The 16,916-nt window shown below is 61.6% G+C and carries 17 protein-coding genes; 8 read left to right on the forward strand and 9 right to left on the reverse strand.

The features are described 5' to 3' along the window. The 3 genes from ABD301_RS11275 to ABD301_RS11285 form a co-directional block, all read left to right on the forward strand. Positions 1–405 (forward strand): hypothetical protein (locus ABD301_RS11275; protein ID WP_344309609.1); only part of this gene is annotated, 405 nt, incomplete at its 5' end. A gap of 4 nt (positions 406–409) precedes the next feature. After that, entirely contained in the window at positions 410–772 is a 363-nt protein-coding gene (locus ABD301_RS11280; RefSeq protein ID WP_163568797.1) for a DUF3137 domain-containing protein, read from the forward strand. Positions 773–868: 96 nt separating this feature from the next. Further along, entirely contained in the window at positions 869–1,306 is a 438-nt protein-coding gene (locus tag ABD301_RS11285) for a hypothetical protein (RefSeq protein WP_163568798.1), read from the forward strand. Between the two features lie 228 nt (positions 1,307–1,534). Here ABD301_RS11285 and ABD301_RS11290 read toward each other — a convergent pair whose 3' ends face one another. The 3 genes from ABD301_RS11290 to ABD301_RS11300 all read right to left on the reverse strand — a co-directional run bounded on the left by ABD301_RS11290 (position 1,535) and on the right by ABD301_RS11300 (position 3,585). Then, the gene (locus ABD301_RS11290) at positions 1,535–1,729 is read right to left on the reverse strand and encodes a hypothetical protein (protein WP_163568799.1); all 195 of its coding nucleotides are present in this window, start codon (positions 1,727–1,729) and stop codon (positions 1,535–1,537) included. 456 nt (positions 1,730–2,185) lie between these two features. Beyond that, positions 2,186–2,503: a helix-turn-helix domain-containing protein gene (locus ABD301_RS11295; RefSeq protein WP_163568800.1), complete on the reverse strand. Its 318-nt coding sequence runs from the start codon at positions 2,501–2,503 to the stop codon at positions 2,186–2,188. Further along, positions 2,500–3,585, reverse strand: coding sequence for a tyrosine-type recombinase/integrase (locus ABD301_RS11300; RefSeq protein ID WP_344310023.1), 1,086 nt, complete (start codon positions 3,583–3,585; stop codon positions 2,500–2,502). The genes ABD301_RS11295 and ABD301_RS11300 overlap by 4 nt, the downstream gene beginning before the upstream one ends. Positions 3,586–3,963: 378 nt before the next feature. On the opposite strand from ABD301_RS11300, the gene ABD301_RS11305 reads away from it, so the two are divergent. The 3 genes from ABD301_RS11305 to ABD301_RS11315 all read left to right on the forward strand — a co-directional run bounded on the left by ABD301_RS11305 (position 3,964) and on the right by ABD301_RS11315 (position 5,948). Beyond that, complete coding sequence (locus ABD301_RS11305; protein WP_163568802.1) at positions 3,964–4,185, forward strand: hypothetical protein; 222 nt, start codon at positions 3,964–3,966, stop codon at positions 4,183–4,185. A gap of 280 nt (positions 4,186–4,465) precedes the next feature. Then, on the forward strand, positions 4,466–4,639 hold the full coding sequence (locus ABD301_RS11310; protein ID WP_344309614.1) for a hypothetical protein: 174 nt from the start codon (positions 4,466–4,468) through the stop codon (positions 4,637–4,639). A gap of 406 nt (positions 4,640–5,045) precedes the next feature. Continuing rightward, positions 5,046–5,948, forward strand: coding sequence for a hypothetical protein (locus tag ABD301_RS11315; RefSeq protein WP_344309616.1), 903 nt, complete (start codon positions 5,046–5,048; stop codon positions 5,946–5,948). 75 nt (positions 5,949–6,023) lie between these two features. On the opposite strand, the gene ABD301_RS11320 is transcribed toward ABD301_RS11315, so the two are convergent. The 4 genes from ABD301_RS11320 to ABD301_RS11335 all read right to left on the reverse strand — a co-directional run bounded on the left by ABD301_RS11320 (position 6,024) and on the right by ABD301_RS11335 (position 10,441). Continuing rightward, positions 6,024–7,523 (reverse strand): DUF6119 family protein, encoded by a 1,500-nt coding sequence (locus ABD301_RS11320; protein ID WP_344309619.1) that lies wholly within the window; start codon positions 7,521–7,523, stop codon positions 6,024–6,026. 290 nt (positions 7,524–7,813) lie between these two features. Continuing rightward, a complete protein-coding gene (locus ABD301_RS11325; RefSeq protein ID WP_163568805.1) occupies positions 7,814–8,473 on the reverse strand; it encodes a hypothetical protein in 660 nt (219 codons plus the stop codon). Positions 8,474–9,158: 685 nt separating this feature from the next. Then, positions 9,159–9,341 (reverse strand): antirestriction protein ArdA, encoded by a 183-nt coding sequence (locus ABD301_RS11330; protein WP_163568875.1) that lies wholly within the window; start codon positions 9,339–9,341, stop codon positions 9,159–9,161. 479 nt (positions 9,342–9,820) lie between these two features. Then, a complete protein-coding gene (locus tag ABD301_RS11335; protein ID WP_344309621.1) occupies positions 9,821–10,441 on the reverse strand; it encodes a hypothetical protein in 621 nt (206 codons plus the stop codon). Positions 10,442–11,165: 724 nt separating this feature from the next. Here ABD301_RS11335 and ABD301_RS11340 point away from each other — a divergent pair. Continuing rightward, entirely contained in the window at positions 11,166–11,510 is a 345-nt protein-coding gene (locus tag ABD301_RS11340; RefSeq protein ID WP_163568807.1) for a hypothetical protein, read from the forward strand. Between the two features lie 20 nt (positions 11,511–11,530). Here the strand turns inward: ABD301_RS11340 and ABD301_RS11345 are convergent, their stop codons facing one another. Beyond that, a complete protein-coding gene (locus tag ABD301_RS11345; RefSeq protein ID WP_344309624.1) occupies positions 11,531–14,665 on the reverse strand; it encodes a BTAD domain-containing putative transcriptional regulator in 3,135 nt (1,044 codons plus the stop codon). An 86-nt stretch (positions 14,666–14,751) separates the two neighbouring features. Between ABD301_RS11345 and ABD301_RS11350 the strand changes: the two genes are divergently transcribed. Next, entirely contained in the window at positions 14,752–15,240 is a 489-nt protein-coding gene (locus tag ABD301_RS11350) for a hypothetical protein (RefSeq protein ID WP_344309626.1), read from the forward strand. A gap of 840 nt (positions 15,241–16,080) precedes the next feature. Here ABD301_RS11350 and ABD301_RS11355 read toward each other — a convergent pair. After that, positions 16,081–16,833, reverse strand: coding sequence for a hypothetical protein (locus ABD301_RS11355; RefSeq protein WP_163568811.1), 753 nt, complete (start codon positions 16,831–16,833; stop codon positions 16,081–16,083). Positions 16,834–16,916 lie beyond the last annotated feature (83 nt).

A 16,916-nucleotide genomic window follows, 5' to 3' on the forward strand; every position in this document is an offset into this window, starting at 1 on the left:
CGACCCCTTGAAGGCCGGGCGGCCTTTGATAGCTTGCCGAACGGGCAGATGGTCAGGCATACCGTCCATTTCCTATCGGGCCGATCGTATGGTCGGTCCATGCAGGAAATCAACTGGTGGCTGGATCTTGCCAACGCGCCGGCCTGGTTCTCCGACCTGCTGCAATGGCTGACCGTGGTTAGCGTTTTGGTCTGCAGCATAGTGTTCCTTGTATTCTGTGTTGTCGGCGGCTACTGGTTCGAGCGCAGGCACGAAGAGGACACAGCGGATTTTTTGGCCCGGTGGGGACTATTCTGCGACCCTCGCACCCACGCGTCTCATGGTTCTTTCGGCGGTGTCGATGTCACGCTTCGGGTTGTGCATGGGCCTGACATAGACGGCCAACCATCTTTTCGGCTGGTTTGAGGTCTTGTTCGGAAAGCCGAAAAAATCCCCACACTATATCGTCGTCCGCGCACGAAAGGCTGCGCTCAAACCACCTTACGATCCGCGGCCCGATCTAGTACGCGTACGCACCGAAGATCCGGTGTTCGACGACTATTTTGAGGTTTTTGCTCTGTCGCCAGGCGACGTACCTGCAGTCCTGGATGCCGAACTGCGAGTCGCACTCTACCGAGCAGGGGTCAGTGCGTTTGACTACAAATGGGGTGAGATGCAGCTCGCAGACAGCCAGATGACGCAGATCGACGGCAAGGATTTACTGATGTCGGCGGTACGCCTGCTCTGTACACGCGCCGCCCCCTCATTCATCGAACCCCGACCAGATGCCTGAACAGCGCAGCGTTGAAGCCAGGGACTGTCTCGTTGCCGGATTGTCGTTAGGCAATAGCCACGGGGTTAACTGCGGAAAGGCCCGACTGCGGGTTCGTTGACCACGTATCTCGACCGGCTCGCCCCGAGCGTGCTGCTGTTCAACCTGTGGATGACCGCCGCGGTGATCGCTGCAATGATCATCTGGCAGGTCGTACGATGGATCCGGGTCGTCCGCGCGAGCCGGTACGAGTTCACCGTGCCGGCGTACCACGCGGCTTACCTCCGTGGTGGTCCCAAAGCTGCGATCCTGGCGTCGGTAGCCATGCTTTACACCGCGGGAGTCGTCAAACTCGGTCCGCGGCCGCTGCCGCCAGCGCGGGAATGGCCGCTGAAGCGAAACGGCCGCCTGCTTTCCGGTCTACCGCTCCCTCTTGGACGGGTGCTACCCGGGTTGGTTGCGGCAGCGCCGCTGCCCGCCGATCACCATCCGCTGGACGCGGCCGTACACCAAGAGTTGCGGCTGGCACAGGTGTTGCAGATTGATGCGTCATAGTTTTGGCCTGTGGTCCCACATTTCTTGCAGGCGAATATCTCCGGCACCCCGACGCATGGTCCACACAGTTGTCGCCCGTCAGGTGCGCGGCCGATACACGGCAGGACTCGAACGCATCGCGCGCAGTGTGTAGCGTTGCGCAGTACCCGCACTCGGCATCCCTCGCATACTGGCCCCAGCGGCCACCGGACCGACACTTTTCGCTGCCGCCCGCAAGATGCGCAGATCTCAGTAGGACGAGGTCGGCAGGTCCAGCACAGTTGTTGGCCCGAGCTGGCATTCGGCGGGCATCGGGTGCGTTTCCCGCATGCCGAGCACGTGGGAGCAAGTCCTCGGGAGCGTGGTGGGGGTGCACAGGCTGGCGCCGAGCAGAGTGGGGAACCATCGGCGGTCCGTCGACGAACCGGGCGGATCTGGCTGCACCGGGAGCAGCGATCTCGAGGCTCTCGCCTATGTCCGGCGCAGGTGCCGCACAGCCGGCCGTCGGCGGTCGGACGACTGATGGTGCGAGCTTTTCCGCACCAGTCGCATGACCCCTTCGGTGTTCCACACCGGTTGCAGCGACGGCCATCAGCTGCCGAATAGGTCAGCGTCGGCACTGACGCGCGGCAGGCGGCACAATACGGCAGCGCGACAGGATGGCCGGCATCGCGGAGAAGGTGCGCAAGTCGCACGTACGCCCGCGGCACCGCCGTACGTGGCCGTGCGAGGGCGTCGTTGTGCGCTGAGAGGAATGTGTCGAGTTCGCGCCAAGCGCGTGAGCGAACTCTGCCATGTCTAGCAGGAGAAGCAACGAGTCCTCGCTGCGATCGGGGATCAACCGCTGCAATGCTGCCACGATACGCAGCTGCACGCCCGATAGTGGTTCTTGTGGCTGGGTCACGTCAGGTCCGGCCGGCGAATGGTGCTCCGGCGCACCGGGGGCGCGGCCCGCTCACCCACGGTCTTGCGCACCGGTTCGTTCGTTTGTTTGATTTCGATCAAGTCATTAGGCTGGCAGTCCAGAATGTCGCAAAGGGCCGCGAAAACATCCATCGACATGCGCTGCGGCGGCGAGGTCACTAATCGATAGACCTGTTCGCGAGACAGCGAGATACCCCGTTCTGCCAATGGCGAGACCAGATCCGAGGTCTGAAACATGCCGCGCTCAGCCATCCGTAACCGCAGATGCCAATCGAAACCCATCTTCTTTGTCACAACGTCTCCTCGCCCCACGCGCCCGGCAGAGACGCCTTCACAGCATTTTCCAGCAACCGATTGCGGTATTCATCCGAGACACCCGTGTAGAGAGCAGTCGTGCTCGCGTAAACGTGCCCCACCTGTTCCTGAACAAACCTGGCAGGATATCCAAACTCGACGAGATGCGTGATATACGAATGCCGCAGGCAGTGTAGATCGAGATCCTGGTCAAGGCCGGCGGCGTCACGGGCGGCGGTGAAAGCATCGTTGATCCCACGCAACGACATCCGCCCACGCCGCTCGGTCACGAACAACGCGGGGTTCTGCGCCGGATCGAACATCGCGCGGCCACCCGTCAACCACCGCTCCAACGGATCGATCACCCAGTCCATCTCTGGCACCAACAGAACCGTACGCCGCTTCGGAGGACTACCCTTCGAAGCCTTACCCCAACGCACAAACACAGCGCCGCAGCGACCGAACTGTTTCAACCTCGGATTATGCCGAAGATCAACCAGATCCAGACCCCACGCCTCTCGTCTCCTGAGCCCGAACGCATAGACCGTCTTCAACACGGCCGCGTCCCGATAGGCGGCCACACCGCCTTTCCGGCTACGTGCACGGATTTGCTCAACCAGACCGTCAGCGGCATCAAAAAGTGCCTGAACTTCCTCGTACGTCAAAGGGCGACGCCCAGGCCGGCCTTCATAGTCGCTGACATGCCGCACACTATTGAATTCATGAAGCACTATTTGCGGCGCCTCGCCAAAACGGCTCATGCACTCTGATGGCCACCCATAACGCGCATCGGTCACGTACTCCAAGAACTGACGCAGACCACACTCATAACCGCGAGCGGTGGACATAGCGATCGGCCGTACACCTGACCGCGCATGGTCGAAAAACGCCTCGACCTCGCCCGAGGACCACTGCCACGGATACTGATTCGAAACCTCCGCGAGCCGCCGCACCACCATCACGCGAGCACGAATCGTCTCCGCCTTCAGAAACCGCACGCGCTGCTGGCGCTCCCACCCCTCCAGCATCGCCTCGAATACCGATTCCTGCGGATCAAGAAACGAGACGCCGCCGGCGAGCACCAGCCGCGCAACACCCACCAAACCGGAATCAGCTTCCATAATGTTGCATTAAACACAACATCGAGGCATCGGCCAACTCGGGGCGTCTCCCCCTTCCTGAACATGTGATAGCGATAGAGGCGAGGCGACTTAGGCGGAGCGCAACGAAGGCGGCCTCGACCTGGACATACGCTGGTGAGGCGCTAGACGGAAGTTCAGTGTTGTATCAGATGCAACTTCGCTCGCTTTATCGGTCAGTCATCGTTTGACTTTGCTGCGCAGCCGGCTCATGATCCTGGGCGTCGAACGTGTGTACTAGGGGACGGTGTGAGCGTCGGGTTTGAGTTTCCTGAGGAATTGGGCGGTCTGCAGCGACGACGGGACGCGGCGGAGGCCCGGGTGCGATACGTGCTGAGTCGATTGCCATCGGCGGCCGACATCGTCGAGGGCCGCGCTGAGGTCTCGCCTGCGCTGTCGGAGGAGATGGCCAAGGTTCGCAGGGATGAGTCGGATCGGGTGATGCCGTTGATGCAGCACGATTGGTGGTCCACGAACGGGAACCGCACGACCGCGAAGGCAGCGCTGCGCGAGGCAGCTCGTTCTACGTCGTCACGCGGCTGAGTCGTCGGCTCCGTGCAGAGACGCATTTCTTCTTGCGGCGGTCTGTTGACGCTGGCCGTTGGTGACCCGTGGGGGCGGGTGGTTCGCTCCGCCTTTTCAGCTGCGTCACGATAGCGGTTTCCGTGAGGTCCACGGTTAACTCTCGAGTCGGCGTGGCCAGGTCATCTCCGACCAGCATTTCAGCACGTACCAGAGCTACCAACTCCCGTGAGCGCTTCGCGCCGACACCGGTCCTTCTTCTGGGAGTCTCGGATGAGATCGGTCGGTGATACTCCGCTCTGTGTCGCGGTCCCTCAACCCTTGCTCGGTCCAGCAACGCCACGACAGGTGTGCCGGCCATGCGGCCGGCGGCCACCTCCGCAATCACGGCATCCAGGATCCGGTCCGCGGGCTGATCGGCGGGAGTCTCTTCGCCGCTCAGCACTCCTGCGGTGAGGAGCGCGGCGATGCCTAGACTCATGCGCTGACCGTAAATCCGGCACGCGTCAAATGCGACACTCGCTGGCTAAGTGGTTGATTTCGTAAGGTCGTCGGGGGATCGGGCCGCTTGGAGAGCAACGTGACAATTGCGCCCTGCCTGGATGAGCTTGCGTACGATTTCAGCGACCGTGGAGAGGTGCTTCGAAGGGGATGATCCCTCTTTTGTAACCGAGTTGGCGGCCCAGTGGTCATCTTGAATGACCGGCGGGCCACTGATCGTTCGATGAGACAAATCAAGCGGCCCAGGGACCAACGCGACGGAGCAAACGTGACTGACAGACAGGCAGCGATGCGGGCTCAGCTGGATGACATCTTCCGTGCCACCCATCGTCGGCTCGTGCTCAACGTGTTCGCGCAGACCGGCCTGCGATGATCTGGGCATGGACTTGCCTGTTGCAGCGGAGACGTTTCTCGACTCTAGGTTGCCGACCCGGGCAGCCATCGCCCGCGGCTGGTCCCAGCAGGCCTCGACCGTGCCACTGACGGACAACGTGAGCCAAGTCAGCAGCTCGTATGATCGCATCGGCCGGTCCTTCGAACGACTGCTAGCCCTCGATCTGACAAGTCAGCCGTGTTATACCTCGGCTCTGGCGTGTCTGCCGGCGGCCGAGGTCGAGCATCTCTTGTTCGCTCTGGGCTACCAATCGCCTGCCACAGCAGACGCCCGATTCGCTGACTGGCGGCATGACCGTCCGCGTACGAACAACCCGCCGCCGCTAGATCACTCCTGCTTCGAGAGCGCCTTCCTCCTTGACTGGGCGTACGAGTTCCAAGATCGCTCTCCGACGCTGACGAATACGCAAATCGCCCAGCTTCTGGAGACGACCGGAGTGCGGACTACTGCAGGCCCGGTGATCAGCGGACTCACCATCGCCTGGAAGCAATACTGCGAGCTGGGCTGGGCTGCCTGGGCCCGGTTAGGCAATCCGGTGTACGCCGACGTCGTTCTGTCGCCAACAGGCCGGCGCGCCGATCTGGTTGCCGGCAGCACACTGATCGATGTCAAGGTCACCAGGCACACCGAGGAGAGCCATGCAAAGATGTGGCTCGACCAGGTGCTCTTCTACCTGTTCAGAGACGTTGACGACCGGTACAAGCTGGACCGCCTCGGTGTTTACCTTGGCTGGACCGGCCAGCTGCTCACCGTCACTGTCGATGAGGTCCTCGCCCATCTCGTCGATGACCGCGCGGCCTCTCATGAGCTGCGTGCCGACTTCTACGCGGTCATCAAAGATGATGAGGAGGAGCAAAAGCGCTGGCGCGATGCCGCCCGCAGGCCCTGAGAGGTAGCCGCGGCCGCATGAATACCATTTAGATCGCGGCCCCGTCGAGCCGCTCTCCACGCACGAGGAGCGAGTTTACGTTTTTGCCCGGTGACTTAGCTTAATGACGGGCCGGATACTCAAATCCCGGGCTTTCCGTGCCCAGTTGTCAATCTTCTGCTTCAAGATGATCGAGCCGCTGGTACGGATGTCTGTCAATGGCTTCTTCGCTTCGTAGCCAAACCAGAGGCAGTAGCTCGTAAACTCTGGAATATCTGTGACGTTGGCGCGGTTGCGGATCAGCTCCAAGACGTTGAGCGCCTGGTCGCAGACGTAGCCGAGTTTTTGTGGGGTGCCGAACTTGACGGCATAGACACAGCCATTTCGACTGAGGTCCCAGGCCTCAACTGGCGTGCTCGATCGAGTCTTGAATATCGAGAAATCCTTGTCGGCGACCGCGTAACCGGCGCTCTTAACTGCGGCCGAGATGTTGAACTCTGGCTCACCGCCAACTATCTTGGCGAATTTAGATTCGACGGGCTCCATATCGATGGCGGCAATGCTTTCGTCCAGGAACGTCAAGTAGTCCTGATTGAACTTCGTCCACTGGCCGCCAGTAAGGAGAACCTGCTCGTCATCAGCAATGAAGTCGATGGACTCTTTGAGTGGCTTGGTGTATGGCGTAGCATCGTCGGGCTCATGGCGAATCCGTATATTCAGAATGGCGTTGCGGGTGATTTCGTGGACCTGAATGTAGGTACGGAGGTCCTGAATCGTCAGATGGTCATACGTGGTTCGTGGGCCACCGCCCCGACAGCTCAAGACAAATTTTCCATCTTCGTTGAAGATGAAGTCCACGCCGTAGAGGTCATAGGAGTTGTGGGTAAGCTCGGAGGTCGCCGCATCACTTGTCAGCTCATCCAGCAGCAGCTCATCGAAGCGCGCGATTTCATCTTCATCTTTGATGGTGGTCGTCCGCGGCAGCGCAAACTGCTCCGGCTCGGCGAGCACGCCAACCATGTCGGATAAGAGCTTGCCGATGTCGCCAGTCTCGATGTCGGGTTGGAGTAACGCTGACGTACCGAACTTGCCAGCCACCCCAAAGCGTTCGCGCTTTGAAGTAGCGATACCCATCTGGAGGTACTCGACGGCCTCGCCGCTTTCCACGTCCAACGGCGTGTCTATTGCATAGCTCTTGATGTCCTTTTTGCGGCGAGTCTGGTATCGGCGCGACGCTGTCTGCCGGTTGTCGTTCTCGTCCGCTATTCGTTTGGCGAGTTCGATGCCGAAGTCGTAGTCGCAGTACGGGCGGATAAAGAAATGCGTCTTACCGAAACTCAGCGCAAAGCAGTCGTCTTTCCTGGTGAAGATGAACGCCGCGAACGCGTTCCGGTTCAAAGGCAACTGCTGGCCCTCAAGGTAATCGAAAAATGTCTCGGCCCAGCTCACCCTGCGCGCCACGCCGGCCGAATAGTAGAAGGCACCGCGCCAGCCAGCTTGGGACTCTCGCTTAGTGACGACCATACCGCCGTCTAGAAGCTTCTTCTTGAGCGGCTTCACGGCGGCTTCCGGAATTCTGAAAAGGTTCAGTTTCATCGTGGTGCGCCTCCACTCATCTCACCCAAGACACTCGACCGTTAGGGTCGTAAAGTGAAGTGTGCACCCCGTCAGGAGGCAATCACAGTGTGTTGGCTAGACGTTCAGTCACCTTGTGGCCGGACGGCTGGCTCGACTGACAACATCCTTCAATTTTTACTGAGCCCCGGGCACTCATTGACAACCGGCCTCAGGCCCATCGGGGGTCACAGAGGTGATTAGGACTCTGTGCTGTACATGGCCGCTCCCCGTACCGTCACGTCCCTTCCGACCGATTGCACAGCGGTTCGTCAAGGCACGGGCGGCCAGATCGAGCGCTTCAGTGGCGCCGACCAATAGTCCAGCATTTCTTCTCGCACCTGCTCGCGGATATCCTTGATGATTCGCAGCAGTTGACGCCGAGTTGGCCAGACAATGCTCCGATACTGTTGAACGGCCGTGTCGTCGCCTTCCATCTTGCCAGCATTGAACTTCAGCCCAATGTTCGCATTGGTATAGAACTCGCTCGACGCACCATCGAATTTCCTCAACAAATCCCAAACAGCCGGACTCCAGTAGAACTGGGTCGCCGCCGACTTGCGTGGCGGTCGCAGGCTTTCCCATGGCCACTGATCGATGATGTGTTGTGCGCGCGTGAGTGTCGCTGGCGCAGCGCCATCCGTCATCCCGAACCAGACGTGGACGAGCTGTTCTTCCAGTTCGTATAGCCACTCGTTGAGGTGGCCATAGGCTTCTTCGATCTTCTGCTGGCGTTGACGGTCCCGCTCAGCCGCCATCTGCCCGTAGACCTGTTTGGATGCCATCTCCACGGCCAGGGCAACATCGATGTTCTTCTGGCGCATGCCGGTGAAGTGGGTCAGCAAGGCACCGACGGCCACGCCGACAACACCAATGATGGCCACGAGAGTCTCGGTAGGCATGGCTGCATCTTCCGTCGCCGCGCAGTTCATGACAAGTCCTCATTGCTATGATTGGTGCAGGTGTTTACCGGTCCTAGCCGCAAACCTACTTACTGAGCTGGTTCTCATCGCATCAGCCCAGCTTGCGATGAGAACCAGATAGACCTGGGAATCCTTTAGACCGGCCAACGGCTCGTAGCTATCCATCGTGAAGGTTCAGTGCCGCATCGAAATCCGATTTCGAGGCGTACCAGTAAACACCGTAGTCGAGTGCAATCAGCGACAAGAAGTGCTCGCCTGCGTCTCGCCAAATCGCGAAGCCAACTGTCCCGCCCATTGGGCCGAAGATTGGATCAGATCGTACTGGCATAGCGCTTGTAGCGTCGAACAACTCTTAGCATCGGTCAAGCGCAATAATTCGTACCCCCACCTTCCAAAGCGGCGACACCAACAGATCACAACGACCGTCGAGCCAGAACTACGCTATCTAGCCTGAGTTTCCGGCCTTCGTCGCTGACCTTCTGGATTTTGCTGTGAGCGTTGGGTTTTAGCCACCGCGAGCGTATTACCCACAACACGTGGAACTAGGAGTCCCCTAGGGTAGGGCCCCGAGCCGGACATCGCCGGTCCCGTGCCTAGTGACCTGCAAGTACAGTTGAGGCGACGACCAAGCAGGTGGGTAATACACCAACGGTCATGACGCGTGTCTGCTGAACAGCGGAAACGTCGATGTTGATCAAGAAAGGCCGGAAACTCCGGCTAGCCCAAGGAGGTATCGATTCTCGGCGCCGCCGGGTTGGTGGCTGTTACGCAGGATGTACTGGGCTGCGTCGTTCAGGGTGTCAACGTCGGCCGTGGCGTCTAACCAGGCGCCGTGCAGTTCGCCGTCGTTGTAATCGGCCAGGCTACCTAGCCAGATCTGTGGGCCGCTTCCTGCGGCGACAGCTTCCTGGTAGGCGTCTTACTCTGCGTTCAGCTGCTGACAATAATCGGCAAGGCCTTCGTCGGAGTGAAACTCCCATGCCTGCCAGTCTTCGTGCATAGTGCGATAGACGATCAAGCCGCCTGGAGCTTCGGGCGAAAACCGACGTAGAGCAAACCAGACACCATCACCAGACAGGGGCGTCCCGCCGCCGACCGTAACTGATCACTCCGTGCGGGCAGGTGCCACGCCTGGCAGCGTACTCCCTTGCTGAGGAAGCTCGTCGTATCCACGATCCGCCCTCGTCCGCTAGATGAAAGCAGCGTTTGCATCCATGTTCCCGAATAACGGATCTACTCCCGTCTCCAATCTTGGGCAGACTGCCGCTATATGGCCCTGTTGTTGGAAGACCTGTGGTGGCAGGGTTGCCTGGCCACCACAGGTCTGTCCCACCAGCGGACTATTGCACCTTGATCCTAGAGATACCGGTCCGACGTTGGGGTGCCGCTGACACAAACTTTACCGTTGGACAGGATTGCCGAGCCATTGGCCGCGGCAGTGTAGTTACCGCGGCCGAGGTCGTCCTTACTGTCATGCTCAGTTTTCCAGCTCTTCCGGAAAGCAAGCCCTCCACTCCAGGTTTGGTCGTGACTGTAGTGGGGTCCTGACGCGTGGACGTGCCAGGCGTACGAGACCGCAGTGACCTTGACGGTAAATCCGGTAGTGAAGTTCGCGGGGTGGCCGTTTTTCTTCTCATGAAGGTAGATGTTGGATGAGCCGCAGTTTCCGTACACCGTATTGTCTGGCTGTACTGTTCGCACAGTCGTGCGCGGGTGCAACACCAGGTTGACCTCGTCCTGTGGTACGGAGACAGTGCTGCCGTCGTCCAAAAGGACAGGCACCGTTCCCGTATCGCTGACCGGGCCGGCGACGCGTACCGCCGCGGCGTAGTGCATGGGAGCGCTGACAATGACATTTGACGCGGCGGCTGTCTGCGAGGCGTCGGCGGCGGATCCGAAGTTGGTCGCGAAAAATGCCGCGGCCAAAGCTGGAATGGCGGTTCCGCCGATCAGCAGCCTTTTGGTCTGAGGTTTCATCGTTTTCCTTCTGTGACATCGCCTGCAGATAATTCGCGGGGCGGTTGGATGGGGGTTGCGGATGTGAACTGGTCCGAATGGTCTTGGCCTGGCCGACTCCTACGATCCAGCACGGCGAGTTGTCGCCACTTGCATCCGGCTGACTACCCATGAATGCCCGCTAGTACAGGCTAGAGCTGCACGAACACTAACCAACCAATGTCCTTGGCGGCAGTTCAGCGGCAGGTGCCGACGGCAGTTCCGCAGCCGACCCGGCGTCTCGGGCTCGCGGTGAATGTCGCGCGTGAAGTTAGGCTGCCGTCAGGTTGGTCAAAGGTTAGATTTCTGCTGGGACCGTCGGTCTCTGGCTCTACGTTGCCTAGTTGTCGTACTCGCGGCGGTGTCGCTGGAGCCGCTCAGATTATGTTGGCCGGTCGAGCGGCGGCCGCCGTGGCGTGGCGTACTAATCAAGGAGGCCGAGTCCGCGCGCTGGTCAGACCACTCGCGGTTTGCGGTGTCAGCATTAGCGCGATAGGGCATCCCGTAGCGAGGGCATCGGCGCGCTTCTGCCGCTTGTTCTGCCTCTCGAAGGTCTGGTGAACCCCTGAGTAGAAGTGGCATTTTCGCTGTTCAAAGGTCAGTGGCAGCCGACGAGCAGAGGTGGTTCAGCAGGCAAGCCGCTTGCAAGGCACGCTCGCGAAGATGGCCTTGTCCAATTTACCCGCTCAGCGGAACGAGGTCTTCGATGCTTACTCTTGCACAGCGCCGGGTCGCGACGGTCGCAGCGTCAATGATGGCCGCGGCTGCGGTCACGTCGGTGCTCAGCGCTCCAGCCAATGCCACGACTGCCCAGACCGAGTATTGCCTGTACAAGCCTCGCGACACTGTCGCCCACTACTTCTCGCTTGCCACCTACCCGCCGGTCGTCAAGGGCGTGTACTCGGCGAACCAGACGTTCTACGTGCCCAAACCCGGCCGGTATGACACCGTCGACGGTGTCGAGTACGTCCAGCGGGCCGCATCTCCGCAGTACTGGCTGCGAACCAGCGCGATCATCCGCGTTCCCCGCACCGAGTGCGCGACGACCTGATGCACCGCGTCGGCGACCTGCTATCGGCGCCCGGAGACGGTGGCCAGCAGGTCGGCGACTACATCGGCCTCCGGCGCGCCCAAAGCACTGAAGATGTCAGCGGCGGCACGCCAGGTGAGATCCGCCTTGGAGTGATCGCCCGCGGCAGCCCGGATCTGGCCAAGCTCCATCAGCACCCGGGCCCGGCCGTACCGGCTCTCGTCGTCGTCGTAGGTTCGCAGCGCCTGTTGTGCCCAGTTGACGGCAGCGGCGTCGTCGCAGCCCAACCGGTAGAACGCGGCGAGCCGAAGTGCGCTTTCGGCCACACATTTGCGATCACCGGTTCGTTCGGCCAGTCGGAGGGACTCGTTGAGGGCGACCAGCGCGGCCGGCCGGTCGTCGAGCGCAGTCAGGCTCTCGCCGAGAGTGCCCAGGGCGATGGCCTTCGCACCCTGGTCGCCAACCTTGTCGCACAGGTTCACGGCTCGACGCGCGTACGCTCGCGCCTCAACGGGGCGGTCAAGACCGTTAAGCGACTCGCCACTGTTAATCAAGGCAATAATCTGGATTTCCTGCTCTCCGAGCGCGGTAGCCACCGTCAAGGCTTCCTGATAGAAGCCCGCGGCTTCGGCGTTACGTCTGCGACGGCCGTACGAGCTTCCGATGTTGACCAACACCCGCAGCTCGTTCAGTTGGTCAGAGGTTTTGCGGAAGAAGTCCAGGGCGCGCTCATGCAGCGGCTGCGCCTCGGCCGACCGGTACAGACCATCCAGGCAGAGCGCGAGGCTGATGCAGGCGCGGGCGGCAAGTCGCCCGTCACCGATGGACTCAGCGAGTTCGAGCGCGCGTCGCGCCGACCGTTCGAATCCAAGCCAGTCGCCGCGCAGGTGGCAGTATCGCCCGAGCAGCAGCGCGAGATGGGCGCCCGGCTCGACAACACCGGAGGTGAGTGGAATCTGCCGGATCAGCTGGAAAAGGCTGCTGGACATGCGGTCGAGCCAGGCACGCGCCGCGGAGGAGTCCGTGAAGGTCAGCCGCAATGGGCTGTGGACGACGTCCTGCGGCCGGTCGGGAACGCGGCGCGGCACCATCACGGCAAGCGCGTGCTGGCTCGTACTTCCGGCGAATGTCATCATCCGAACCGCTACCGATTCCCGCTCGGCGTCGGTTTCGGTACGGTCACTGAGTTCTCGCGCGTACAGGTGCAGCAGATCGTGAATGTGGAACATATCTGGTGTGGGGCTCTCCAACAGATGCAGGTCAACCAGCGGATCAAGCACCTCATCAACCTCGGCGGCGCTGCGGCTGAGCAACGCAGCAGCGAAATCGGCTGGCAGCTCACTGCTCGGCCACTGGCCGATCATTCGGAACGCCCAGGACTGCACGGCCGGCAAGGTTTCGTAACTCAGTTGCAAGGATGCGCGGACAGCGAGGTTGCCGAGCCGCAGCTCGTCCAATCGCCGAGTGGAGTTCGCAAGCCGGTCGGCGAAGATGGCCAACGGCCACGCGGGCCGGCTGGCGACCCGTCCGCCGGCAACCCGTACGGCCAGCGGCAATCCGGCGCAGGTCTCCGCGAGCAACGCCGCGGCCGCTGGCTCGACCGCGATCCGCGCGGAACCCGCGATCCGCGCCAACAGGTCGATCGCCTCGGCCGCGGCGAGCGGCGGCAGGACCACCCGCTCGGCGCCGGCCAACTCGGCGAGCGTCCGGCGGCTGGAGACCAGTACGGCGCAGCCGGCGTTACCCGGCAGCAGCGCCCGAACCTGGTCGGCGTCGGTGGCATCGTCGAGCACCAGCAGCATCTTCCGACCGCTGGTCAGCGTGCAGAACAACCGCGCCCGATCCTGCGCATTGACCGGAATCTCGCGGACAGCCAACGAAGACAGCAACGAGCCAAGCGCGTCCGCCGCCTCTACCGGATCTCCGGAGGCTCCCCTCAGGGTGACAAACAGTTGGCCGTCCGGGAAATGGTCCCGGATCGCTTGCGCCGCATGCACGGCCAGTGCGGTCTTGCCGAATCCGCCTGCCGCGCTGATCACCACAATCGCTGGTGCGGTGCTGGAATTCTCCAGCAGATGTTCGCGAATTCGCCGCAGCTCGGAGTCTCTGCCAACAAAGTCGGCGAGATCAGCGGGGAGTTGCGCTGGCCGCATCAGCGCCGGGTCGTGTACCGCCGAACCGTCCGCCACATCAGTCCCAGCGTTGAGCACCTCGTGGTAGCTGCGTTGCAGATCCGGGCTCGGATCAATACCGAGTTCCTCGGCGAGGTCGTGTCGGACCCTGCCGTAAAGGTCCACTGCGGTGGCGTGGCGACCGGCCGCGGCGAGCGTACGGATCACCGCGGCACACAGGTTCTCGTTCAGCGGATCCTCGTGGACGATGGTCAGCAGAGGCTCCACAGCCTCTCCGGCTCGACCGGCCGCCCGTGCCGCGGTCGCGAACTCGATCACCGCAGCGGCGATCTCGCGCGATACCGCTTGAACCGCCGGATCGACGCGCAATCCTGGAAAATCAGCCAGCGGTGGGCCCGCTGCTACTGCGATGGCGGCAGCCCACTCCTCATATGCCCAGTCGCTTCTTCGCGCTTCGCGCACCCGTGCCCGAAAGTCAAGCAGGTCGACCGCGCCATCTGGCGCAGCCAGCTGGTAACCGGTCGGGACACGCTCGAGCCGAACATCCTGTTGGCCCCGCAGCATCTGCCGCAATCTGGAAACCTGTTGGTGCAACTGGTCGACCGCCGGGCTATGTTCCGGCCAGACCGCCTCCAGGAGCCGGTCGCTGGAGACCGGGTGGCCGGCATGAAGGGCAAGATACGCCAGCAGGGTGCGCTGCCTCGCCGATACCAGCGGCACGGCGGCACCGGCCCGCTGGACGCCGAACGACCCCAGAATCGTGACCCTTACTCGTCTCGAGTCCGCTGTCATCCCGAGCGCGGCCAGCAGCCGGCGACTCGTGTCCACCTGTGGGGAGCCCACCCGGCCGCGTTCGAGATCTCGGATGGTACGTACGCTCACGCCGCAACGCTGCGCCAACATCGCCTGCGTCAGCCCTGCAGCCTGCCGCGCAGCGCGGAGAGCCTCCCCCGTGGGCACGACAGACACGGACTCACCCCCGTACGCGGCACAAGCATAAGCAATACAAGTCAGCGACCGGCATTTTTCGTCTGACTGCGTCATGCTATGCCGTTGCGCCCGTCTCGTTGACAACTGGATCTAGCATTCGTCACTGATCAGTGACGAAGGAAATAGGGACGCTCATGAAGATGCGAAGGTTCGCACAGCTCGCTCTGGCCGCCGGACTGTCAGGCCTCGTGCTTGCAGGTGGCGTCTGGGCGAGCGCGTCACCAGCGGCCGCCGACGACCCGTGCTACCCGGTTCCCGGTAACCCGACCGACCACCAAGGCATCCCGGGCGATGGAGGCACCCACAACCCGATTTGCGGAAATGACCCCGTCGGACACTTCGAATCGGCCCAGCTGATCAACCACGGCAGGCAGGTCGAAGTAAAGGGCTGGACGATCGACCCGAACACCGCGGATCCGATCGCGGTGCGGATCACCGTCGGCGCGAAGGTCTACCGAGTCGACGCCAATGTCAACCGACCCGATCTCGCTGGATTCCTCGCCTATGGGACCAAGCACGGCTTCCATGCGATTCTCACCGTGCCATCCAGCGGTGCCGCTCATGTCTGGGCGACAGCACTGAACGTCGATGCTGGCAAAGACACCAAGTTCAGCACAAAGAATCTTTGAATTTTCTCGCTGCAACTGAACGCGCACGCCCTACCATCACGATGGTCCGCCGGCACGATCTAGATGCCGGCGGACCGTTTTGGCCAGGTGCATCTCCCCGGCGATATGCAGGTCATCGACCCGCCTTCAGCCCCTCCTACTCAGACATTGTCCGTGTCGAGCTCAATGAGCAGGGCCTTATTGTGATCACCGCGTACACATCATCTGGTGCTGAATACGTCGTTCGATATCCAAACGGCTCTTTCGTGCCACTTCCGAGCGTCCCCCTTGCTGGTCCTTAAAAACTACTCGAAATGGACGCGGTTTTCGGGACCATAGCGGCAGTTGTCGCGTGGCTGGGTTTCGCGAGCCTGTTCGCGTCGGTCGTCGCGAGCGACTACACTCCCGGCCGCGACCACCAGCGGAGTCCCGGGATCAAGCACCGCCAAGCTACTTGATGGGATGGCCGCGCACCCCGGCGACCACCGTCGCGTTGGCGGTCTTCCTCGTCGGTCACATCCTCGACGGAATCCTGCTGGGCATCGCCGTGTGGAGGGTCATCCCGGTCGGGGGCCGCGGTTGCCCTCGCAATCTCGCAACCCCTGCACCCGCTTTTTGCCGCAGTCGTAACGATCCCGGTGCTGGACGGCCTGGCATGGGTCCTGCTCGCCATCGGCTTCGTCGCAGCCGCCCACGCCAGCATGAACGTGCGTACGTCGACAGTCGCCCAGCCAGTGCCCCAGTCGAGCCTTCACTCACTCCCACCCGGCCTTGCGTTGTTGATCTTGTTTAGGTTGCCTATCGAAAACGGACATCTAATCGTTATTTCCGTTTTGGATAGGCAAACTAAACAAGATCAACTCACATTAAGGTCCTGCGATGGCGCCGCCGGGATATTGCCGATGCCACTTGAGCGAAGACGAACAGGAGCACTGCGACCAGGATCCCTCCCCAGCCGACCGAAATCGGGCCGAGGAGGAACAGGGGAATGGTCGCGGCGAGTGCTACCAGCGCTGAGATGACTGCGGTGAACGCGACCCGGCCGGTGACCATGGCCCCCGCGATCAGCAGCACCGAACCCGAGAATGTTTCCCCGACGGCAAGTCCCAACGACTTGTTCTGACTGATTGAGCCAACAATGAAGAGCACGAGCGAGGTAGGCAATCCGAGCGTTCCAACGGCGACCATGACAAGCCCCACCACCGCGCGAGCACCCGTGAGCTGAGGCCCTGGATCGTGTTGTTTGGGCTGCCTGATCTTCTCCGGAAAGACCTTGTGACTGTTTCCTTTTGCCACCGATATTCCGTCGTACCCGAACGCGTAAGCCAGTCCGAAGAGAACGATCAGAAATCCGACCGGTATGCCGGCGACGACAAGACCGGGAGCGTCCCAGCCGGTCGACAGACACGCTCGGAGAGCTAGGGCGAAGACGATTAAACCGGCAATGCCGAGAGCCATCCAGGCGATTTGGATGATCTGCGTCTTTGTCCCACAGGACACGGAGACGTCGACCTGATGGTCACAGTTGCGGCACTTCACCTGGACAACCGCGGAGCCTTCAACTGGGCGACTGAATGCGACCGGGTACGTCGTGTAACTGTCGGTCTTCCTCACCGAGTAGCCCGTACTTCTGACGCTCCCGCCCACCCAGCAGCCGAGCCGCTTGCGCGGATGTTTCTGGATCCGTAGAAAGCCCA

Origin of the sequence: Fodinicola feengrottensis, assembly GCF_039530045.1 — a bacterium.
Lineage (GTDB): Bacteria > Actinomycetota > Actinomycetes > Mycobacteriales > HKI-0501 > Fodinicola > Fodinicola feengrottensis.